The organism is Spirosoma migulaei (assembly GCF_054776855.1).
The window spans coordinates 561,792-582,993 of record NZ_BAAHBG010000022.1; the positions used below are offsets into that span (position 1 = coordinate 561,792).

A 21,202-nucleotide genomic window follows, 5' to 3' on the forward strand; every position below is an offset into this window, starting at 1 on the left:
ATTCCCCGCTTAGTGTGTTCTATGGCCATTATACATACCTTTCACTCACTTAAAAACTACTACACATGAAAACAAGCATTGGGATTTCAGCCGAAAATCGGGAAGTTGTTGCCCATCAACTAGCCAAGCTGCTGGCCGACGAATTTGTCCTTTACACAAAGACCCTGAATGCGCACTGGAATCTGGAGGGGATGGACTTTCATTCAGTACACCTCTACTTCGAAGAATTATATAAGCAGTCGGCTGAGATTGTAGATGATGTTGCCGAGCGTATTCGTCAGTTAGGCCACTACGCACCCGCTACGCTGAAAAACTTCCTGCAACTAACCCATCTTACCGAACAGGACGAAGATGGAAATGATAGCCGGAGCTTGATTAAAAAACTATTGAGCGACCACGAAAGCATCATTGAGTTTATTCGTGGGAATATTGACGAATTTGCCGATGCCCACAAGGATGCCGGAACTAGCGATTACATCACCGGCCTCATGGAAAAGCACGAAAAAATTGCCTGGATGCTTCGGGCCCACTTAAACTAAATGAATAATGTAAAATGGATAATGCATAATGAGGCTAGCAAACCATTGTGCATTATCCATTTTACATTATCTATCACTCATCTCAAAACCCATGAAAGCCATTGTTTTAAGTAACTGGGGTGGCGCCGAAAACTTCGCCATTCAGGAAGTACCCATACCAACTATCACGCCCGATGACGTACTAGTGAAAGTCAGGGCGTTTGGCGTAAATCCTGCCGATTTTAAAACGCGCGCAGGCACAACGCCTTATTCTCAGAACTATACCCCGCCAATCATTCTGGGTTGGGATATGGCGGGCGAGGTGGTTGAAGCAGGTAGCAACGTAACCGCCTTCAAACCGGGCGATGCCGTCTATGGCATGGTCAATTTCCCCCAACCGGGCAATGCCTACGCCGAGTATGTAGCCGCCCCTGCAGCCCATCTGGCCCATAAACCCGCAGAATTATCGTTCGAAGAAGCGGCAGCCGCACCTTTAGCCGTCTTAACAGCCTGGCAGTCACTCACCGAACACGGACACCTGAAGGCGGGCGATAGGTTACTGATTCAGGCGGCATCCGGCGGGGTTGGTCACCTGGCCGTTCAACTGGCAAAAGCGATCGGCGCGTATGTGATCGGTACCGCATCGGGCAAAAACGAAGCCTTCGTACGGTCGCTGGGCGTCGATGAGTTTATCGACTATACTACAACCGATGTCGAGAAAGCCGTACAGAATGTCGATCTCGTATTCGATACGGCGGGTGTCGACACAGTTTTCAAATCGGCTAAAGTTCTCAAACCCAATGGTCATCTGATCTCGATTGCCTATGGCGCGATGGATAAGGTACTGGCTATCCGGCCTGATATTACGGCCGAGCGAACGCAGGTACACACCAGCGGCAGCGATCTGGAAACGATCAACCAGTTCATTGCCGACGGTAAATTAAAAATCACGGTCAGTGAAGTGCTCCCCGCCGATCAGATCGCCAGTGCTCACCAGCAGTTGGAAAGCCGCCGGACAACGGGAAAAATTGTATTAACGTTTTGATTGTTTAAACACGTTTTTGAGCTGAGTTGCCGCTAAGGCCATATCCTCGGTCTGTGTCCTCACAGGCCGCCTATGGTCTGCCTTTGTGAAAATGTTCTGTAAGGATACAGGCCAAGAGTACCTATAGATTATCGTTCTTAGCAGCGTTTTGGTGTGACCCCTTCAGGGTCAAATGTTTATAGTAACAATGATTTTGCTATAAATATTTGACCCTGAAGGGGTCATACCAAAACTTTGTTACTATATAGGTAACTCTTACTTAAACGCGTTTCGGAGCTGAGTGGCGGCTAGATCCTGCGCCTGCTGGGCCTGGGGGACAATAGCGTACATACCAAAAAACTCGTGCGTGGCTCCGTTAAACAGCCGATACGTTACGTTTACACCCGACGCCTGTAACTTCTTACTTAACTCCTCTCCTTCGCTCTGTAAGGGATCAATCTCGGCTGCAATAATGGTGGTTGGCGGCAGTCCATTTAGATTGGCCACATCAAGTAACGAAATCAGCGGACTATCTCCATCGGCAGGCGAGTTAAAATAATTATCCGTGAAATATTTCACCAAAGGCCGGTTCAACGGTTTGGCATCGGCATAAATGTTATAGGAAGGCGTATCCAGAAAGTTATTGGCCACCGGATAAACCGACAGAATATGTACTGGCAACGCAATACTCTGATCGCGGGCCATCATGCTCACCGTAATGGCCATATTTCCGCCTGCACTTTCGCCCGCAACGGCTATCTTCGCGGGATTACCATTCAGGCTGGCGGCATTCTGAGTGACCCATTTATAAGCCGCAAAGGCGTCTTCGTGGGCGGTCGGAAACTTGTTTTCCGGAGCCAGTCGATAATCGACCGATACCACAACTGCGCCCGTTTCTTCGGCTAATGCCAGTGTCGAATATTCGTATACTTCCGGACTGGCAATCACCCAGCCACCACCGTGGTAATACACGATGACCGGCATTGGTCCGGCCACGTTATTGGGCGTATAGACCACTATCCGAATCGGTACCCCCCCAGCCCCAGGAATTGTCCGTTGACTAACCGTAACGTTGGCAGTTGGGCGTGGAATCTTGTTTTTATCCAGCAGCGAATTAACCGCATCCTTAAACGAAGGTTGTTGCCGCGCCTGTTGGGGCGTAAGCGTATTGAGGGGAATAGGACTGAGTCGACCCAGTTCTTCAATAACGGCCTGCATCTGGGGCGTAATGGTTGGTCCCCAGGTCGGCTTGGGGCCCGTTGGTTGTATACCCTGGCCCGCTAATGGAATGCGGTGATCCTGGCAGGCCACTAGGCCAAGCGTAATGAGTACAGCAGCAGACAGTCTAAGTCCGTTTCTACGAATAAATCGGTTTGTGCAAAATTGATTCATGAACGTTGATTTTTTCACACAAACTGCCATAATGAAGGTAGTGGAGCGGCTTCACAGAGAAAATGAGGGAATGGTCTGGGTGATCAGGAAGCTAGTATAAAGCGCGGTACGCCCGTTACCTCACTCTGTCAAACTAGTTAGCTTCCAGACTAGTATTGCCCATAGTATCAACATTTATTCATTTACTCAATGGAAAATAGTACCAATTTCACGCAGCCGACGCCCCCGGTAGTTAATACCCAACGGCGCTCTTTTTTGCGAACTGTTGGAGCCGCAGCCGTAACGGGTGGGCTTCTTACCGCCTGCTCCACAGCCGATCTTCAGGTTCGTCCGGATGGTGCCCGGGCAGCAGCACCCGGCGATGTTATTACCCTGCCCGGTGGTGATCTCGGCATTCTGAACTACGCCTTCGTTTTGGAGCAGATTGAAGCTCGCTTTTACGAACTCGTATTGGCAAATCCTTACGAGGGAATGACTGCTATGGAGATGCAGTTATTTCAGGATCTGCGCAACCACGAAGTAACGCACCGCGCTTTCTATCGGACGGCGTTGGCAGGTGCCGGCATTCCCGATCTCACGCTCGATTTTAGCAGTATCTACTTCCGGCAACGCACCGATGTGCTGGAAGCAGCCCGCATGTTTGCCGAAATCGGAACTGCCGCTTACAATGGCGGAGGCAAGTACCTGACAGACCCCGAAAACCTGGCTGTAGCAGGAAAAATCGTATCGGTCGAAGCGCGGCACGTATCCATCATCCGTGAAATGCAGTACATGAATCAAACCGCTTTCTCGGGCGATAATATTGTTATTGACGGCCTGTTCATCAAAAAGGAACCTTCGGAAGTACTACCGATGGCCCAGAAATACATCCGTGAAACCATCGATGCCCGAAACCTTCCAACTACCGTTGCCTAAACCTGCTCAACAATTATGAATTTACAATCTATTTTCGCCGAACTCGAACAGGTTGACAACGAATTTTTCGACCGCTTAGAGCACGTATCCCGTCGAGGCCTGTTTAGTAGCCTGACCAAAAAAACAGTAGCTGTAGCAGCTCCCTCTATTTTAGCCTCAGCACTGACCTCTGCGTATGGGCAATCAAGCGCCTTACCCGACAATGTAGTGGATGTGCTCAACTTTGCACTTACACTGGAATACCTGGAGTATCGGTTTTATGATATTGGGAATAACCTGACCATGATTCCATCTCAGTATAAGCCTGCCTTTGAGCTAATCCGACGCCACGAGCAAATCCATGTTAATTTGCTAAAAACGGTTCTTGGTTCAAAAGCTATTGCAGAACCAAAGTTCGATTTCTCGGCCAAGGGGAACTTCCCGGATACGTTTACAAATTTCCAGACATTTGCCGCGGTATCCCAGGCCTTCGAAGATACGGGGGTTCGGGCGTACAAAGGGCAGGCACCTAACCTGATGAATGCAAAGCCTATTCTGGAAACAGCGCTACAGATTCATGCCACAGAAGCCACCCATGCGGCACGGGTCCGATTCCTGCGGGGTCAAAAAGGATGGATATCCCAGTCCAGCCCATCGGGTTTACCACCAGCGGCTGCTGGCGTGTACATGGGCGAGGGTAATGTGACGCAAAAGAATATCAATCTACAGGGAATCCTGAATGGTGTGGTCCCCATTGAAGGTATAACCGAAGCATTTGATGAGCCACTAACCAAAGAGCAGGTTTTAGAGATTGTTAAGCCTTTTCTGGCCTAAGCAGTTAGGTAACTGAACTGAGTATGGTATATTAAGCAACCAGGCAGAATTAACCCGGGTTAATTCTGCCTGGTTGCTTATCAGTAGTAAGCTGTTAAAACGAATAATGCGTAGGAGGTAAACTGACGGTTTCCCACCAGTAAGCACGCAGCTCCTGAAAAAACGTAAGCCAATCAGGAAAATTAGTAGGCTTTACGGTATAAGAGGAAATACCCAGTTGATACGCTTTCAGAATGTCGACTGGCACTTCCGACGAGCTGAGCATCACAATGCGAACCTGATCAAGTGGAGAAGGCATCCGTTTAATTTGCTCAAGTAGTGCCCATCCATCTTCACTTTCAGGCAGGTAGAGATCTAACAGTATCAGTTTTGGAACCTCCCACTCCTGATACTGCCATTCATTCAGTAAAGTTAGAGCCAGTCCTGGAGTAGCTACCCGGACGGGGGTTACCTCGGGCAGAACCTGCTGCATAGCCTGCTTGATCAATAACCAGTGATCCTCATTGTCTTCGACAATAAGCACTTTAGCAAGCCTGAAATTGGCTTTAATGATCGAGTGAGTATCGTTAACCTTCATTGAAAAATGGGTATAAAGCTATCTTATCTATCTAGTCTAATAATCTATTTATTAAGTAGAATGTTCTGAGTTTAATCTAGTTTTCATTCGGACCTGGCTAGCCTAATGACTAGGCAGCCGAATACGGAACAAGGTTCCCCGGTCAGCGCGGGTTTCGATATCGAGGTTAGCCTTCAATAACTCGCACAATCGCTTAACAATTTGTAACCCAACTCCTTCTCCGTGTATTAGCCCATTTGTTTGTTCTTGCAGGAGTGCCTCTTCGGTTATTTCATGATCAGACGATGGTAAAACGGGAACTGGTTGCGACTCGCCAGGGCCCATACTACTTGTAGAATCTATAGTAGGTCTGAGTTGCTTAGCCAATAAGCTGGTCAGACTACTTTGTAAACCGGGCCCGGAATCCTGAATACTGAACATCCAGTGCATGTCGACTTCATTTGACCAGGAAACGGATATAAATCCAGTTGGTGTATACTGGATTGCATTGAGTAATAGATTTTGTACAATCCGTTGAATTTTAACCGGGTCGCTTTCCACCGGCAATGAATCGGGTCCATCGGCCCGAAGGACCAATCCCCGCTCTGCGGCCATGGGCTGTACGCCTGTTACTAATTCCTTAAGCAGTTTAGCGGCATCGAACGACTGAATATGCAGCGATTCTTCACCAGCTTCAAGTCGTGAGAGATCCATAAGACTGCCCAGCATCGACTGCACATGGGTAAGGTTGCGATTCAACATATCCATAAACTGCTCTCGCTCCTGATCACTTAGCCCCTCCATTCTCAAAACAGAAGCGGCACTATTGATGATACCAAAACTACTTTTGAGATCATGGGAGGATGTTCGCAGTAAATCGCCCCGCTGGCGGGATAAGGACTGAATCTGATCGAGTGCCTGTTGCAGCGTTGAGAATCGGTTAGCGGCTTCCAGTCGCTGAAACTCGTCATACTTCTGCACACTTCCTTCAATGGTTTCAGTCATGAGCTGAACCATTGTTTGCTGGGCCTGTAGAAGCAACCGGGTATCGGTTTTTGGAAAAATCTCTTGAAAGGACTGTATTTCAGCGAAGAGTATCTGGGTCAAGAGATTTAACTCCCGCAGCGTCTCTGGTAACGCATAAGCCTTTTGCCAACGATGTAACCCGTGCGAGGTAGCCGTTGTGCCTGGATCGGCTTCCTGAGGCTTATTCAGCAAACGCTGTTCAAGGATGTTTAAAATAACGGGTAATAAGTTATTGAACTCCTCTCGACTTAATGATGAAATTCTATTCAATACCTCATCCTGCTCACAAGCTTGCCGCCAATTGTTTAAAATGGCTTCTCGTCGGGTAAACAGGTAGGAAACAAGTTCGACCAGAGGCTGCGGAGAATCAGAAGAGGGTGTCATAAACAGGGGGATGGAGTGCACTAACTTTTTAACTAACGAGGTACCAGAACCGCTTTAAAAAACGAGTCAGTGGCCCAGATCAAACAGAAGGCACCTATAAGATGTTTTCTATCTTTCATCCTGAACCTATGGAATCAAAACAGCCCAACACTAGTTTCTCGGCCAGCAGGCCGGAAAAAGCTCCCCTGGCAGAACCCATTAACGAACTCCCCCGGGCCGTTCTGCGCCCAAATACGTATTTGCTGCTAGACGGAGAATGGCGGTTTACGATCGATCCTGACGATAAAGGATTACTTCAGCGCTGGTACGTTGGTCATTCCTTTGATGGAACAGCCCATTGGCCGGGCTCCATTGAATCCCATATGGCGCAGGCCAAAGGTCAAGGTTCTTCTGCCGGATGGCAGGATAAGGTAGTTGCGTGGTACGAACGGGAATTTACGCTGCCTCATCGCAGTGAACCGCACGCTCGTTCTATGATCCAGCTCACCTTTGGTGCCTGCGGCTACGAAACCCGGGTATGGCTTAATGGCCATCCGCTCCACACAATTGAAGATGAGGAGATTCACCTGGGTGAGTATACGTCGTTCTCCTATGAATTACCGGAAGACTATTTACGCCCGCAAAACCGGCTTACAGTACGAATTGCCGATACCATGGACGCCGAAATTCCAAGGGGTAAGCAGGAATCGCATGTGTATAAACGGGGGGGCATCTGGTATCAGACCTATACAGGGGCCGTTCGCAGCGTTTGGCTCGAAACCGTGGAACGGAACCGACTTCGCTCCCGCGTGGGTGTGGTCAGCGTGGTGGAAGATCAACTGGTGCGCTTTAGTGTAACAACCCGCATTCATGATCCCGGCCACTATATCCTGCGACTACAGGCCTACGATCTCCAGCAGACTGAGCCCATTGCCACCTCCGATTTTCCATTGCAACTGGATGCCGGACAAAAGCAACAACGGGTCGTACTTGAACTACCAGGGGCGGGTTTATGGTCGCCCGAATCACCGACACGCTACAAACTCATTGCCCAGCTCATTGACGCCGAAGGCTATGCCGCCCAGATTGAAACGCGGTTCGGTCTGCGCAAAATCGAAGCGCGGGGACGATATATCTATCTGAATAATTCGCCTGTTTACCTCGACGGCATTCTGTATCAGCCGGGCACGGCTACGTACGAGGAGATGCAGCGACACATGCTGGCCATGAAAGAACTGGGCTGCAATCTGGTACGCGTTCACATTGCCGGTGTCGATCCCCGAATTTACAACCTGGCCGATAAACTGGGGCTTATGCTCTGGGTAGAGGTTCCCAGTCCGCATAGCTCAACAGCCAAGAGCCGCCAGAACCACCGCGCCGAACTTCTGCGAATGGTGTCATTGATTAGTACGCACCCTTCCGTTGTGATCTGGAGCCTGTATAACGAAGACTGGGGAGCGCAGGATATTGCCACCAATCCGGAGACGCGCCAGTACATTATGGATATGTACCATTACATGCAGATCGCGTATCCGCAATACCTGGTTGTCGATAATGACGGCTGGCAGCATATTTCGTGGGAAGGCCGGCTGAAATCAGACCTGTTAACAGCTCACCTCTACACGCCGGACTTAAACCGCTGGAAGGAACTGCTCGGCCAATTGACTGCCGGAGACCTGGAGCATGTAGCTGCGTTTCCATTGGTCGTTGGCGATCCGTTTTTCTACCGTCGGCAGGTACCCTTAGTCGTTAGCGAATGGGGTGGTTTCGGCTTTGCCAATTATGGCGGGCCTGAGGAATCCGAAGGCCGCGCCGAACGCATCCGGCTCTTTAAACAGGAATTACGCCAGTATACCATTGCCGGGGATATATACACCCAGGCCACCAACATTGAGGATGAACGAAACGGACTGATCGACCCACAGACGGGCGAACTGACGGTTCCGGCAGGCTTATTGAACTCGCGGGCTAGCTAGCCCGCGAGTTCAGTCTGGCTTACGAGCGTGTGAGACTACTTAAATTAACCTGTTAAGATAAAGGTAATGGATCCCCGCTTACCGAATCAATGTTTCGTATGCTACCCATTCATTGGTGCAGGCAAACGCCTGTTTGGCAAGCTGTTGAGCCAGCAGAGGTTTCCTATTTACTGGGCATTGGGGTTGATTTCGTGTAGTTGCACATCTATTTACCATAGTCGACGGAGTATTCAGGAGTTGGATCAGACCTTTCGGGTCAATAAAGGGCAGGACCTTTACTTTTCTCCCAAGCGGGGTAGTAACCAAAGCAAACGGCTATTCAAATCTTCCAGAGCTGCGCTTTACCTGCAAAATGATACCCTATTTGTCGAATTCCTGAAAGCCTCCTTACCAATTGATGATCACAATCCGGCTACCATTGACGTATCGGACTCGGCTTATGTATTTTTTGTCAATCCTAAGCCCAAACAATTACCAGTCAACCAAACAAGTCCCTGGTTTCGGTATCACTTTACTTCCTTCGATACGGACCTATTGACAATTCCCTTTAAATACAGACTGGCACAGCCGGGGCTTGTTCCTCAACTGACTACCAATGCCAATGCGGCCGTTTATGTGGGCCTACGCTACGATCAGGGTTTCCAGCGGAACGTTTTTTACCACCATCAGCAGCGATCAGACATTCGGTCATTTAGTATTGGAGCAGGTGGTCTGTTCGGTCTTTCGGCAAGTGCAGTAGGCCCTTTTTCAACCGCTAATATGGTACAGGATGACTATGAGGGAGCCTGTCTGAATTATGGTCTGGCGGCAATTTTTGGCTATCGGGCCGTTACGCTTGGGTTAGCCGTCGGCTACGATTATTTACTGGATAGCAACCGATCTCTGTGGGTATATCAGCACAAACCCTGGCTAGGCGTAACGGTTGGCCTCAATCTCAATTAATAAACTAATCCCTTATTCACCTGATAAACAAAACAACGTATGAAAACTACAGAAACACATGAAGAGCATGCCAGCAAAAGCTATTTCGAACGGTTTTCCTCCGCCGTTGCCAAAGCAACCGGTAGTTCTGCCGCCTTTATTCTGGCGATGGCTTCGGTCATTATCTGGGCGCTGCTTGGGCCTGTTTTTGGCTATTCGGAGAATTGGCAACTCGTTATCAACACAGGCACAACAATTATCACGTTTCTGATGGTGTTTGTTATTCAGAAAGCCCAGAATAAAGAATCTCTTTCGGTTCAGCTTAAGTTGAACGAGCTAATTGCAGCCACCAAAGGGGCCAGCAACCGGCTGGTTGCCAGCGAAAACCTGAGTGAAGAGGAACTGGATATCCTTTACAAACACTATTGTACGATGGCTGAGTTAACCAAACAAAAGACCGATCTACGGAAATCGCACTCCGTAGAAGAAGCCATTGATAATACAGAGGAAAAGCTGGAAAAAACAACGAAGAAGTAACGTACCTACACTAGTTCGGCTAGCCGTTTCCTCACAATACCACGTTAAAACCAGCTTATGGCTATACAGGCCGTAACCTTAATTCGGTTGGAAAGCCTTTCTATGCGAATAGAGTTAGTTTATTGATAAAAATTGCCGGTTCCTTTAGTAACCCTATCGCTTTGTTCTTAACTCTTTGCTTACTCAAGCAGTTACCACCCTTATAGGCCCAGCTGTGTAGGGCACAACGTTTTGACACTTTATACTTTATCCATATGGAAATTCTGGTCCTGCTGTTATATGGACTGGCATTGATGCTGCTGTTTATTTACAACTGTGGGCAGTTGAGCCTTATTCTTATTTACCTGGCATCGACGCGAAAACGAAAACAGGCCGCTTTGTCAACCGCAATCATCTTACCCGATGCGTTACCGCGCGTAACCGTGCAATTACCCGTCTATAATGAATTGTATGTAGTGGAACGACTCATCGACGCCGTTGTGCAACTGAACTACCCAACCGACAAACTCGACATTCAACTTCTGGATGACTCGTCGGATGAAACCGTTGAGTTGATCGCGGGTAAAGTAGCTACTTATAAGCAACTTGGCTTCGACATTGAGCATATTCGCCGGGTCGACCGAAAGGGGTTCAAAGCGGGGGCACTCGCGTACGGAATGACGCTGGCAAAAGGCGAATTCATCGCCATTTTCGACGCCGACTTCGTGCCTGACCCCGACTTCCTGTTAAAGACCATTCCTCACTTTACCGACCCCAAAGTAGCCATCGTACAAACCCGGTGGGGGCACCTTAATGAGGATTTTTCGTTGATGACCCAACTACAGGCGTTTGGCCTTAATGCGCACTTCACGATTGAGCAAAGCGGCCGGTATGCCGCTGGTTTTCTGGCTAATTTTAATGGCACGGGGGGCGTCTGGCGGAAACAGGCAATTACCGATGCGGGAGGCTGGCAAAGCGATACGCTGACGGAGGATCTGGACCTGAGCTATCGGGCCCAACTCAAAGGCTGGAAATTTGTATATCGGGAAGACGTCTGTTCACCTGCCGAATTGCCGATCGCGATGAATGCCCTGAAATCACAGCAATACCGCTGGATGAAAGGAGCGGCTGAGTGCGCCCGTAAATTGTTTGTCAATGTACTCCGAACACCGGGGTTGTCGTTGACCGTGAAGCTCCACGCGTTTTTCCACCTCTTCAGCAGCGCTACGTTCATTTTGGTACTGATTCTGGGCGTCATGAGTGTTCCTCTGATTTACATTCGGAGCCAACACCCGGAATGGGAATGGGTGTTCAGAGTCATTAATTTATTCCAGGCTAATTTACTGATTCTCATTACGTTCTACGGAATTCCTATCTGGTTTCTGAAACCGGAGACCAAGGCTAAACTGATCTGGTATTTCCCGATGTATTCGTCGCTTATGATGGGTCTTTCGCTGCATAACACGATTGCCGTAATTGAGGGATATATCGGACGAAAGACGCCCTTTATCCGAACACCGAAATTCAATGTTAAAGCGGCTACGGACGGCTGGAGCGCCAATGTGTACGTAAACCGGCAGTTCAGTTGGTTGACGCTGGTGGAGGGCTTTCTATCGCTCTATTTCCTGGGCGGACTAATTCTGGCATTTTACATCGAAGATTACCGCATGTTTTTTCTCCATATCATGCTCATGGTTGGCTTCGGAATGGTGTTCATTTATTCCCTGATCCATTCGGGCCGCGGACGCTCGCTTGTTCAGGCAGGTTAAGATGATGAACACACAGATTACAGAGATAGAATTTGACCTGACTAATCCGGCGTTCGGCGAAATTCGTGAAATTATCTAAACCCCTAAATCACCTGAAGGGCAGGGCCGTTAAGTTCTGAATTTTCTTTACTTAATCAGCCTCTTTTATTGGCTTATTTTACCCCCCAACCTCCTAAAGGGGGAGAAAATCCACTTCGGAGTACGCCCCCTTCAGGAGGTTGGGGGGTAAAGACGATAGGAATTAACGGCCCTGCCCTAAAAGGGGCTTTTCCTAAGCATGAGCAAAATCCCCTAACTGGCTTGAAGAAATTAACCGCCGTTTTGCTAGTCTTCAAAAACCCCCAACCCCCTGAAGGGGGCTTTTCTCCCTAGTGAACTTAGCCCCCTTCAGGGGGTTGGGGGTTTTAAAAGCCCAAAAAGACAAGTTTTATTTAGGCGGTTATTTAATGCAAATCAATAAGGGGATTGTTTTCAGGTTAAGCAAAAACTAATTCACCAGTTTCTTAGACCGCGCTCAAGATCTGCTCTATACATTAACCTACGGCAACTTCACTCGTTACAGATTGCCCTAACCGCACTACCGCCAGTGGTAAAAAAGAGAAAAGATCACGTATAGCCATACTCTTTTCAGCCTTTCCTTGGGCATCGATCAATTGGTGGCTCCAATCGGCAGGGGCATTGTCAGGTAAAATCAGTCGGGTGTCTTTCCAGTCGAGGGAAACGATGTCGGTCTGTTGATGCTGGCATAGCGAAGCCAGCCCTAACGGAACTGCTACAACACACCAACGCTGTTGATACTGCCGGGCAAAGGCCAGTACATGCTGGCTGTAAGCGCCTTCAATCGCCAGGGGAATATAGTGCCCCTTCTCGAAGAGTTCGGGCTGCTGACTTCGTTCAGTTAACAGCGTATATAACAACCAAAGTTTGATCCGGGCATCGTAGCGATTCGTCCATAATTCAGACCACAAATCATTGGAATCCGTAGCCACCAACTCATCCAGCCATTGTTGCCGCTGGTCGTAATCCACTGGCCGACGGTTATCGGGGTCCACTAAACTAAGGTCCCATAGTTCGCTCCCCTGGTATACGTCCGGAAGGCCCGGACAGGTACATTTCAACACGACCTGCGCCAGGGAGTTGATAATCCCGAAATCGGTAATGCGCTGGTGAAAGGACTGAAAGCGTTTCCAGAACGGGCGTTTTTGATTCAATAACGTACGGGCAAACGCTTTGGCGGCTTCTTCGTAGGCTTCATTGGGATTAGCATGCGTAGTGTAGCGCTTGGCCTCACGCAGGGCTTTCTCCAGATACTCCGCCAGGCGGTCAGAGAAATCTGTCTCTTGCTGGCCGGGCATGGGGTAAGCGCCAACCAGCGTCTGATAAATGAAGTACTCATCATTTCGGTCGGGGGCCTCCCCTGCCTGATTGAGCTGTTGCCATACCTTCACCTCCTCAACCCATTCCTCGGCCAGATCGGTTAGCACATTCAAGCGGCTGCGCACGTCTTCGCCCCGCTTCGTATCGTGCGTCGACGTCGCGTTGAGCGCCAGTGGCCAATTCATCTGCCGATCGATCATTTTCTGGTGAAATTCGTCTACCGTCAGACCAAAGAACTCGGGCGAATCACCCACTTCATCGTGTCCAATAAAGCGGTTGTAGGTGTACATGAGCGTATCTTCCACACCTTTAGCCATGAGCGGGCCGGTAAACTGCATGCAACGCTGGTAGAAGCGGGAGGCCCGGTCGTTGTAAGCCTGATCACCCAACTGAGGTTTTATTAACAGAACCTCCTTCAGCAAGCCAATGGCCGCCGTCAGTGCTGGCTTACTCGTATTGATTTTATCGAGCAGGTTTTCTACAGCTTCGGCTTCCGATTCGCCCAACGGCAGATGATTTCCGTAATAGCGGTAAACGGGACACTGAATCAGAAACTCACCAATGGCCGTTTTTAGGGTATCGGGCGGTATTGTTTCGGGCTGGTTTCTATCGATCAGGTTCAGATCCAGAAAGAACCGATACAGATTGTCCAGCTCACCCCGCATGTGCTCGTAGAGAATAGTTGCTTTCTTATCGCGCAATTCCCAGTGAACATTTTTCTTCTCACCAAGCAGTTCCCGATAAAACTGGGTGAACGTTTGCTGGCTGCGGGTTTGGGTCAGCAGGTTATTGAGCAGCGCCAGGTATTGGTAACCCGTTGCCCCCTGAATAGGCCAATACTGAGGTAGTTCTTCGCCCTGTTCCAGAATTTTTTCAACAACAATATAGGTATCCTCACCAGCCAGTTTCCGAAGTCGATCCAAGTAGGTATCCGGGTCATACAGCCCGTCGATATGGTCGACACGCAATCCCTGAAACACCCCTAATTCCAGCAACTGTTTCGTGTACTGATGAACTTGTTCAAAAACGACCGGGTCCTGTACGTTCAGGCAGATCAGGGCATTGACCGTAAAAAAGCGCCGGTAATTAATCTGCTGATCGGTTTCCCCATAATAGCACAAGCGATAGGCCTGCTCATCGGCAAGACGCTGAAGCAGCCCTGGACTTGTATTTACCGCTTCCAGGCAGCTTTCCAGATAGTTTTGATCTCTCGATTCAGTAAGTATACTGGCGAGTTTCTCCTGTAATTCAGCACAACCGACAGCGTAGGTTTTCGTATCGGCAATCGAATCAAGCTCCTGCACTAGCTCTAGTATTGGCTGAAACAACTTGTTCGTTTTTCCAGTACCAGCCTGTAGAATAGTCGAATACGAACGTAGGTGCAGGGGGTAAGCCGCGTCCTGATTCGTTAGAACAAAGCGTTGATTCTGATAGGCTACGGCCAGTTCTCCTTTTTCAATAACTTCCTCCAGCGAAGCGCCCAGAAACGGCACCATCAGTCGCCCTTTCTGCTGTGGATTCGTCCAGTCAATATCGAAAAAAGATGCGAAAAACGAACGTTGTCCTTTTTCCAGCACATCCATCAGCCAGGCATTATTGGGATGGAACGCCATGTGATTTGGCACAATATCCTGTAGCCAGCTGATTCCCCGTTCTGTCAACTGCCGACTAATGGCTGTCAACTGGGCTTCGGTACCGATTTCAGGATTGATTCGGTGCAGATTCACCGCATCATAGCCATGTAGGCTACCGGGTACGGCCTCGAAAATAGGCGACGCATAAATGGTTTTCACGCCCAGCTTATCCAGATACGGAATCAATCGCTCGAAATCAGGAAAGGTAAAGTTTTTGTGAAATTGGATTCGGTAGGTTGATATGGGATTGTTCATGACCTTGAGCATAGATACTAATTGATTCAGGCTATGCAACTACTGTCCTGAAACGATCGGGGGTAAATTTGGTAGATTGTGTCTGTCTGCCACCATACGTGTTTTGTCTGACCTTCACTCATAGGCTCATTCACGTTTAATCGCCTTGTTAAAAACAGGGGGGTATGTACTGGACGCTCGCGTATGCAATCCATCATCTAAGCTTTCAATTACTATGCATCGGAACACCAGGCAACCTGACAATACGCAGCCAGAATTGGCAGATTCGTTCAATGGTATGCTCAAAAAGGGTGTACCCTATCGGCATCGAGACAACCGAATTTGCCTGCTTTTGATAGCCATTACTAATAAGTTGATCGGTTGGCAGCACCAGTAGCACAACGGGAATACGATTCAGTTGACTATCCTCTTTCAGACGCTGAAGTGTAGTTAATCGGTCAGTTGTAAGTGTCCTGGCGTCTAGCAAAATCAGGGTTGGATAATCCTGTTCTGGTAACTGTTTTAGCAGCTCAGGCAAAAACACACTTGACTGGACAGTATTTACCTGATAATCAGCCCACTTTTTCCCAATAAGTTGTTCCGTCAGGATTGCCTTCTCTTTATCATCGGTGATTAGTAATATCGAAGCCGCTGAAAAACCCGATGGCTGAATTTCCGGTGAAACCCGAACCGGAGCGGATGAGAGCGGTTGCTCTATTCCATTAACACGTACCGGATGAAGTACCTGCAACGATTCAACCACCTGAGACCAGCGTCGGCGGCTAACAGGGAATACTTCTCCTGTATCCAGGTACACCTTGCCAGCCATTTTTTTATGCGGAGGCTGATCCAGGCTTTTTACATAAGCGGGATTAATCAGAACCGTTTTATGAACGCGGATAAAATTGGGCAATTGGCTTTCCAGATAGCTAATTGGCTTGGCCAGGAGCTTCTTCTCCCCGTTTCGAAAGTAAATCCAGCAGTAATTGTTAGCCCCTGAAAAATAAGCTATTAATTCCGGGCGCTGGAGAGCAGGTTTGATAACACTCATACACTAGCTAATTTTAGAACCCTGTTTACCGACGATTGTATGACTTCAGTAGTACGACAGGACGTTAGCACTACGTCCTGCCAATAGAATAAACCAATAAGTCGACGTTGGGTTTGCCAGGTTCAGAAAAGGATACGCCCTAGCTGGGCAATAGGGCGTATCCGGACTAGTAAAGACTATTGAAAAGCTACTGTCATGCGAGCCTGTATCAGCCGGTTCATAGCCTCCCAGGTAGTATCCCAGGAATTTGCCAGCAGGAATTCATCGACAGCCACCCAGTCATCAGACATTGTATGATTAAGGGCTTTGTCAATGGCTTCTTCAAAAGCCTCGACCGAGTCGGCAATGAGGACCGGTGCCCACCCACCATAGGTGCTGATCACATCCTGAATCGACGTTGAGACAACGGGCAAACCAGCGGCCAGGTATTCAGGAGTTTTTGTGGGGCTTATGTAACGGGTAGCTTCATTAAGGGCAAAGGGCATCATGGCAACATCCCACTGGCTGAAATAGGTAGGTAAGTCGGCATAGGATTTCATACCCAAATAATGAAGATTGGGCCCCTTAGGTAAATGAGCCGGATTAATTTTCACGACAGGCCCTAACAAAACAAATTGCCAGTCGGGGCGTTTCTGGGCCACTTCGCCCAGTAAATTGATATTCATCCGTTCGTCGATTACCCCGCAAAAACCAATGCGAGGACCCGCAATCTCACGTATATCGGCTGGCGCTGGCAGTGAATGCCGCGCTGGTTCAAAATGGCGATAATCGATGCTGCTAGGGAATGCAAACACACTGGCATGCCGGGTTTTCTTGGCTTCGTACAAACTCATACCGCCCGTAAATACCAGATCGGCCCGATTAAGCAGTGCCTTCTCCTTGTCTAACAGGCTTTTGGGCGCGCCAAGAAATGCCGACAATTCGTCCATACAGTCGTAAACCGTTAAACGAGGAGTCAGATGATCACTGAACGTAAGCGCCATGGGCGTGTAATACCAGGCAATAAAATCGTGGATCGAGTGCTGATCCAGGAGTTGATCAATAGCGGCCCGTTGTTGACGAACAGCATCTTCATGGCTGGTTCCGTGCTTTAAGAACGGAACGACTACGGTTAATGTCTCACTAATGGGACGAAGCTCTACTCGGTTTTCGTTGCCGTAAATAGGCTCTTCGATAAACCACACGCGCCAGGTTTGGCTGGCTCTATTGAGTAAATGTTGGGGGCGCTGATAAACGAAGTTCCAGCGTAAATGAGAAAAACAAATCAAATCCGTTACTTCACCAGCCGACAAATCTGGCGATTTCACATTTTTTACAACTTCAGAGTTAGCTAGTTCCCTAGAGATTAAAGACATTGTTGATTCAGGTTGATATTGAGACATCAGTTGTATAGAAAAAATGTAAAATAGCGCTTTCTAATTCCTGTTCACATAAACCCAATGCCTTAGACAGAAAAATATTTTTGTACAGCTACTGGCTATAAACGGAGAACTTGAAGGTGTATAATTAATACCAACTCCGGGAAATAAATTTTGTTGATTATGTGAGGTAGTGGTTCCAGGGCATATCTTTTTAGCGTACCGAAACACCCCAGCCATCGCGCTTCGTAAACAATTTGTAGCCTTGCCGATTTATAGGGCATGAACTCTATTCACCCCGTTCCTGCTACTAAGCGCCCTTCTACGCCTACCGATAGCCCAGACCTGTTAAATCCACTAATGGACCGGATAGCCCAGGCCGCTCCTGTCACCGATCGGGAAGGCGAATTTCCCGAAGATGCTTTTGGCTGGCTGGCGGAGACTGGACTACTTGCCATCACCCTACCCGGTCATGATCTGGATTTCGGTCGGGGTCAAACGGCTCGTCTGCTGCATCTGCTCAAACGGATTGGGTCGGCAAATCTGGCCGTCGGCCGGGTGTATGAAGGGCACATCAACGCGCTTTATCTGATTCATCTCTACGCGACGCCCGATCAGTGTACGCGCTGGTATACCGACGTAACCGAACATCAGCGGTTATTCAGCGTCTGGAACACGCAGGCTGATCATGGAGTACGACTGGCCGAACAAAAGTCATCTGACCACGACATTGTCTACCGACTGTCGGGCACAAAAACCTTCTGCTCTGGAGCGGGCTGGATTCAGCGCCCGTTGATCACCGGCGACTTACAGGCCGATTCACGCAAGGGCTGGCAAATGGCGATTGTGCCTACCGAACAAGTTTCGCCGATTGGGCAGGATGCGCAGTTCTGGCAACCATTGGGCATGCGGGCATCAGCCAGTTTTAAACTTGATTTCACGGGTGTCGAGCTAACGGATGCGGATTTACTGGGCCAGCCCGGCGACTATTTCCGACAGCCTTATTTTAGTGGCGGAGCCATTCGCTTTGCAGCCGTTCAACTCGGCGGGGCCGAAGCGCTGTATGAAGCCACCCGCCAGTTTCTAACCTCCCTGAACCGTACCGACGATCTGCTCCAGCAAACCCGCCTGGCCGAAATGGCCTATTTGATCGAATCGGGCAACCAATGGCTTCAGAATGCTGGCTCCCATACAGATCGCTGGCTGGCCGAAGGAGCCGACTGGACAAAGATTGTTGCCTATGCCAACATGACCCGAACGGCTATCGAAGAAATCTGTTTACGTGTGATGCCACTCGCCGAACGCTGCGTGGGCGCCAGAGGGTTACTTCGTCCCCTCCCGTTTGAGCGCATCCATCGCGATTTAACCCATTACCTACGCCAGCCAGCCCCCGATGCAACGCTGGTGGATATTGGAAAATATGTGCTCGCTAACCCCAAAACTGCCGATGAACTCTGGCATTGATCAGACCCATACGCTGGATGAGCGGGCAGTAGCCCTCACTGACCTTTCTACAATTGGCACAGCGCTCGTTATTGCCCCGCATCCAGATGACGAATCGCTGGGTTGTGGCGGCACGATTGCTCAGTTACGAGACCAGGGATATGCCGTACACGTCGCCTTCGTGAGTGACGGTACCCTATCGCATCCGAACTCAAAAGCGTACCCGGCCGAACGGCTGCGTGAGTTACGCGAGTCAGAAGCGCGCGAAGCTTTACGTATGCTACACGTTGATCCAGACGCCTGTACATTTTTGCGTTACCGGGATCGGCAGGTGCCTATGGATGGTACACCGGGATTTACAGAGGCCGCAACCTGTATGGCAGCCCTGATCGATTGCGTAAGGCCCAGAACCCTGTTTGTTCCCTGGCGACGTGACCCGCACCCAGACCATCGGGCCTCCTGGCAGCTTGTTCAGGAAGCCTTGGCGCAAACGACAACGCAGCCCAGAGTCCTGGAATACCTGATCTGGTTGTGGGAATTGGGAACTTCATCAGACATGCCTGGTCCAGATGAAGTAAAGGTTTGGGCCGTACCGATCAACACAGTAATGGAGCAACGGAATCAAGCCATTGCGGCTCATCGCTCGCAGGTAACACGTTTGATTGACGACGATCCAACCGCCTTTTACCTATCGCCAGACTTATTACTTCACTTCGATCACCCTCGTGAGCTCTTTCTGGAATCCACGACTACTCCCTAAAACGTATCATGCCAACGCCACAAACCACTCTGGATCAGGCCTATTTCGACCGTGTTTATCAGGCCAACGAAGACCCCTGGTCCTTTGCCACCAGCGACTACGAACGGCAGAAGTATACGGCAACGATAGCGGCTTTACCCAATGCGCAGTACGACAATGCCTTTGAAATCGGGTGTTCAATTGGTGTGCTGACCCAAATGCTGGCAGACCATTGCAGTCGGTTACTAGCCGTTGATGCCAGCGAATTACCCTTAAAAACGGCTCGTGAACGCCTGGCTCCGTATCCAAACGTAACGATCCGACAGATGAAAATTCCGGACGAATTTCCCAGCGAATCGTTCGATCTGATTCTACTATCTGAAGTAGGCTATTATCTGGCCATGCCTGATTTAACCCATGCGCGACAGTTACTGATTGATCATCTCAAACCCAATGGGCATCTATTACTGGTGCATTGGACACCCTTTGTGCACGACTACCCATTAACCGGCGATCAGGTGCACGACTTTTTCCTGGAATCGACCCAGGCCAATGGCCCACTAACGCACCTGACCAATCAACGGGAGTCGACGTACCGACTGGATTTATTCCAGAAAAGAGCCGGATAGACTTAACCTGTTTCTTTATCATTCGTGCCATAATCGCGGATCGATCACCAGTGCTTTTTCCTCAATTACACGAACATCTCGATAGTCAGGATGGGCAGGATGAAGAAGATAGTTTATACCATCAGGCATAACTGACGAAGGAACGCCCAAGGCTAATATAGTGGGCTTTGCTAACCAATCTGCTAGAATTGTCTGGCTTCTGCTATATGTGTTCTCGTGCCAATAGGATGGTAATTCATCAGCTCTTACCACACGTCTACTTTTATCCGGAATCTCTAAACTAAATAGCCGGTACGTTGGCAATTCGTTGTAAGGAACCTGAGGCATATGAACCAGGATTTCCACTAAAGCTAAAGCCGGGTGCTCTGCGGTATAGAGAATACCAACCGCAACGGCGGACCGCCCAGGTGGGTTCCAACGTCCTCCGTTCAGCCATGTACCTGTCACATCCAGGGGAGCTTCTGCATACTTCTGGCGAATAACTCGATAAACCACCGCCATACCTCAGCCGAAGATACCGTGATCAATACGTCCTAATACTCGGTCGACTAACGTATAGCCAGTGACTGTGTCTAAGGTTTGCAAAGGGGTTTGAAAATCCAACTCCCTGAGCGGAGAACGTAACCACCCTACTATGGTTGTGGTTCGTCCCTCAAATGTATCCAGGGCATGTTGTAGTAAATTCTCCAAAAGAAGCAACCGCTCAGAAGCATCCTGACTGATTCGTTGATCAACCTTCAAACGATGCAGATAAGAAGCCGAAATCCCTAAGGCCATAGCTACTTCTTTATCTGTTAAGCCTACCAGTTTAGCAACCCGGTCGGCTTCAACTCGCAACACGCCTTGTCGGCTGCGGGTGATTATTTCCTGTTCGGTAAGCAGTCGAGTCGAAACAAATCGACTCTGATGAGAAGTGGGCAAAGCCGTCGCCATAGTAGTGAACTTTTA

19 protein-coding genes are annotated in these 21,202 nt (G+C 49.2%); 11 read left to right on the forward strand and 8 right to left on the reverse strand.

Annotated features, from left to right (window positions below):
• Positions 1 to 65: 65 nt before the first annotated feature.
• Together ACYVGO_RS23605 and ACYVGO_RS23610 are read left to right on the forward strand one after the other, a co-directional pair.
• The gene (locus ACYVGO_RS23605) at positions 66 to 539 is read left to right on the forward strand and encodes a Dps family protein (RefSeq protein ID WP_142771675.1); all 474 of its coding nucleotides are present in this window, start codon (positions 66 to 68) and stop codon (positions 537 to 539) included.
• A 91-nt stretch (positions 540 to 630) separates the two neighbouring features.
• A complete protein-coding gene (locus ACYVGO_RS23610) occupies positions 631 to 1,563 on the forward strand; it encodes an NADP-dependent oxidoreductase (protein ID WP_460971380.1) in 933 nt (310 codons plus the stop codon).
• A gap of 255 nt (positions 1,564 to 1,818) precedes the next feature.
• Here ACYVGO_RS23610 and ACYVGO_RS23615 read toward each other — a convergent pair whose 3' ends face one another.
• Entirely contained in the window at positions 1,819 to 2,934 is a 1,116-nt protein-coding gene (locus ACYVGO_RS23615) for an alpha/beta hydrolase (protein WP_142771673.1), read from the reverse strand.
• 189 nt (positions 2,935 to 3,123) lie between these two features.
• Between ACYVGO_RS23615 and ACYVGO_RS23620 the strand changes: the two genes are divergently transcribed.
• Together ACYVGO_RS23620 and ACYVGO_RS23625 are read left to right on the forward strand one after the other, a co-directional pair.
• The gene (locus tag ACYVGO_RS23620; RefSeq protein ID WP_142771672.1) at positions 3,124 to 3,849 is read left to right on the forward strand and encodes a ferritin-like domain-containing protein; all 726 of its coding nucleotides are present in this window, start codon (positions 3,124 to 3,126) and stop codon (positions 3,847 to 3,849) included.
• Between the two features lie 15 nt (positions 3,850 to 3,864).
• Positions 3,865 to 4,662, forward strand: coding sequence for a ferritin-like domain-containing protein (locus tag ACYVGO_RS23625; protein ID WP_142771671.1), 798 nt, complete (start codon positions 3,865 to 3,867; stop codon positions 4,660 to 4,662).
• A 94-nt stretch (positions 4,663 to 4,756) separates the two neighbouring features.
• Here the strand turns inward: ACYVGO_RS23625 and ACYVGO_RS23630 are convergent, their stop codons facing one another.
• Together ACYVGO_RS23630 and ACYVGO_RS23635 are read right to left on the reverse strand one after the other, a co-directional pair.
• A complete protein-coding gene (locus ACYVGO_RS23630; protein ID WP_142771670.1) occupies positions 4,757 to 5,239 on the reverse strand; it encodes a response regulator in 483 nt (160 codons plus the stop codon).
• 102 nt (positions 5,240 to 5,341) lie between these two features.
• Positions 5,342 to 6,628 carry a sensor histidine kinase gene (locus ACYVGO_RS23635; protein ID WP_460971381.1) on the reverse strand — a complete coding sequence of 429 codons (1,287 nt, stop codon included), beginning with the start codon at positions 6,626 to 6,628 and terminating at the stop codon, positions 5,342 to 5,344.
• A gap of 128 nt (positions 6,629 to 6,756) precedes the next feature.
• Here ACYVGO_RS23635 and ACYVGO_RS23640 point away from each other — a divergent pair, with 128 nt between their 5' ends.
• From ACYVGO_RS23640 to ACYVGO_RS23655, 4 genes are all read left to right on the forward strand, one after another.
• Positions 6,757 to 8,583, forward strand: coding sequence for a glycoside hydrolase family 2 protein (locus ACYVGO_RS23640; RefSeq protein ID WP_142771668.1), 1,827 nt, complete (start codon positions 6,757 to 6,759; stop codon positions 8,581 to 8,583).
• A gap of 66 nt (positions 8,584 to 8,649) precedes the next feature.
• Positions 8,650 to 9,525: a hypothetical protein gene (locus ACYVGO_RS23645; protein ID WP_142771667.1), complete on the forward strand. Its 876-nt coding sequence runs from the start codon at positions 8,650 to 8,652 to the stop codon at positions 9,523 to 9,525.
• Positions 9,526 to 9,564: 39 nt separating this feature from the next.
• The gene (locus tag ACYVGO_RS23650; protein WP_142771666.1) at positions 9,565 to 10,041 is read left to right on the forward strand and encodes a low affinity iron permease family protein; all 477 of its coding nucleotides are present in this window, start codon (positions 9,565 to 9,567) and stop codon (positions 10,039 to 10,041) included.
• Between the two features lie 254 nt (positions 10,042 to 10,295).
• Positions 10,296 to 11,789, forward strand: coding sequence for a cellulose synthase family protein (locus tag ACYVGO_RS23655; RefSeq protein ID WP_460971382.1), 1,494 nt, complete (start codon positions 10,296 to 10,298; stop codon positions 11,787 to 11,789).
• Positions 11,790 to 12,322: 533 nt separating this feature from the next.
• On the opposite strand, the gene treY is transcribed toward ACYVGO_RS23655, so the two are convergent.
• The 3 genes from treY to ACYVGO_RS23670 form a co-directional block, all read right to left on the reverse strand.
• Entirely contained in the window at positions 12,323 to 15,055 is a 2,733-nt protein-coding gene (gene treY / locus ACYVGO_RS23660; protein ID WP_460971383.1) for a malto-oligosyltrehalose synthase, read from the reverse strand.
• Between the two features lie 205 nt (positions 15,056 to 15,260).
• Positions 15,261 to 16,085 carry a response regulator transcription factor gene (locus ACYVGO_RS23665; RefSeq protein WP_460971384.1) on the reverse strand — a complete coding sequence of 275 codons (825 nt, stop codon included), beginning with the start codon at positions 16,083 to 16,085 and terminating at the stop codon, positions 15,261 to 15,263.
• 176 nt (positions 16,086 to 16,261) lie between these two features.
• Positions 16,262 to 17,440 carry a glycosyltransferase gene (locus ACYVGO_RS23670; RefSeq protein ID WP_460971385.1) on the reverse strand — a complete coding sequence of 393 codons (1,179 nt, stop codon included), beginning with the start codon at positions 17,438 to 17,440 and terminating at the stop codon, positions 16,262 to 16,264.
• 285 nt (positions 17,441 to 17,725) lie between these two features.
• Between ACYVGO_RS23670 and ACYVGO_RS23675 the strand changes: the two genes are divergently transcribed.
• Genes ACYVGO_RS23675 through ACYVGO_RS23685 form a run of 3 tightly spaced genes read left to right on the forward strand, consistent with a single transcriptional unit; the run spans position 17,726 to position 20,254 of the window.
• Positions 17,726 to 18,907, forward strand: a complete 1,182-nt coding sequence (locus ACYVGO_RS23675) for an acyl-CoA dehydrogenase family protein (RefSeq protein ID WP_460971386.1) — start codon at positions 17,726 to 17,728, stop codon at positions 18,905 to 18,907.
• Entirely contained in the window at positions 18,891 to 19,646 is a 756-nt protein-coding gene (locus ACYVGO_RS23680; protein ID WP_460971387.1) for a PIG-L deacetylase family protein, read from the forward strand. The genes ACYVGO_RS23675 and ACYVGO_RS23680 overlap by 17 nt, the downstream gene beginning before the upstream one ends.
• Before the next feature lie 8 nt (positions 19,647 to 19,654).
• Entirely contained in the window at positions 19,655 to 20,254 is a 600-nt protein-coding gene (locus ACYVGO_RS23685) for a class I SAM-dependent methyltransferase (RefSeq protein ID WP_460971388.1), read from the forward strand.
• Positions 20,255 to 20,272: 18 nt separating this feature from the next.
• Here the strand turns inward: ACYVGO_RS23685 and ACYVGO_RS23690 are convergent, their stop codons facing one another.
• Positions 20,273 to 20,755 carry an RES family NAD+ phosphorylase gene (locus tag ACYVGO_RS23690; RefSeq protein ID WP_460971389.1) on the reverse strand — a complete coding sequence of 161 codons (483 nt, stop codon included), beginning with the start codon at positions 20,753 to 20,755 and terminating at the stop codon, positions 20,273 to 20,275.
• A 3-nt stretch (positions 20,756 to 20,758) separates the two neighbouring features.
• The gene (locus tag ACYVGO_RS23695; protein WP_142771657.1) at positions 20,759 to 21,187 is read right to left on the reverse strand and encodes an antitoxin Xre-like helix-turn-helix domain-containing protein; all 429 of its coding nucleotides are present in this window, start codon (positions 21,185 to 21,187) and stop codon (positions 20,759 to 20,761) included.
• Positions 21,188 to 21,202: the final 15 nt, after the last annotated feature.

Coding starts and splice junctions, on each gene's coding strand:
- ACYVGO_RS23650 (WP_142771666.1), top strand. CDS start 9,565: ATGAAAACTACAGAAACACATGAAGAGCATGCCAGCAAAAGCTATTTC.
- ACYVGO_RS23635 (WP_460971381.1), bottom strand. CDS start 6,628: ATGACACCCTCTTCTGATTCTCCGCAGCCTCTGGTCGAACTTGTTTCC.
- ACYVGO_RS23655 (WP_460971382.1), top strand. CDS start 10,296: ATGGAAATTCTGGTCCTGCTGTTATATGGACTGGCATTGATGCTGCTG.
- ACYVGO_RS23620 (WP_142771672.1), top strand. CDS start 3,124: ATGGAAAATAGTACCAATTTCACGCAGCCGACGCCCCCGGTAGTTAAT.
- ACYVGO_RS23625 (WP_142771671.1), top strand. CDS start 3,865: ATGAATTTACAATCTATTTTCGCCGAACTCGAACAGGTTGACAACGAA.
- ACYVGO_RS23670 (WP_460971385.1), bottom strand. CDS start 17,440: ATGTCTTTAATCTCTAGGGAACTAGCTAACTCTGAAGTTGTAAAAAAT.
- ACYVGO_RS23690 (WP_460971389.1), bottom strand. CDS start 20,755: ATGGCGGTGGTTTATCGAGTTATTCGCCAGAAGTATGCAGAAGCTCCC.
- ACYVGO_RS23675 (WP_460971386.1), top strand. CDS start 17,726: ATGAACTCTATTCACCCCGTTCCTGCTACTAAGCGCCCTTCTACGCCT.
- ACYVGO_RS23610 (WP_460971380.1), top strand. CDS start 631: ATGAAAGCCATTGTTTTAAGTAACTGGGGTGGCGCCGAAAACTTCGCC.
- ACYVGO_RS23645 (WP_142771667.1), top strand. CDS start 8,650: ATGGATCCCCGCTTACCGAATCAATGTTTCGTATGCTACCCATTCATT.
- ACYVGO_RS23695 (WP_142771657.1), bottom strand. CDS start 21,187: ATGGCGACGGCTTTGCCCACTTCTCATCAGAGTCGATTTGTTTCGACT.
- ACYVGO_RS23640 (WP_142771668.1), top strand. CDS start 6,757: ATGGAATCAAAACAGCCCAACACTAGTTTCTCGGCCAGCAGGCCGGAA.
- ACYVGO_RS23630 (WP_142771670.1), bottom strand. CDS start 5,239: ATGAAGGTTAACGATACTCACTCGATCATTAAAGCCAATTTCAGGCTT.
- ACYVGO_RS23615 (WP_142771673.1), bottom strand. CDS start 2,934: ATGAATCAATTTTGCACAAACCGATTTATTCGTAGAAACGGACTTAGA.
- treY (WP_460971383.1), bottom strand. CDS start 15,055: ATGAACAATCCCATATCAACCTACCGAATCCAATTTCACAAAAACTTT.
- ACYVGO_RS23605 (WP_142771675.1), top strand. CDS start 66: ATGAAAACAAGCATTGGGATTTCAGCCGAAAATCGGGAAGTTGTTGCC.
- ACYVGO_RS23665 (WP_460971384.1), bottom strand. CDS start 16,085: ATGAGTGTTATCAAACCTGCTCTCCAGCGCCCGGAATTAATAGCTTAT.
- ACYVGO_RS23685 (WP_460971388.1), top strand. CDS start 19,655: ATGCCAACGCCACAAACCACTCTGGATCAGGCCTATTTCGACCGTGTT.
- ACYVGO_RS23680 (WP_460971387.1), top strand. CDS start 18,891: ATGAACTCTGGCATTGATCAGACCCATACGCTGGATGAGCGGGCAGTA.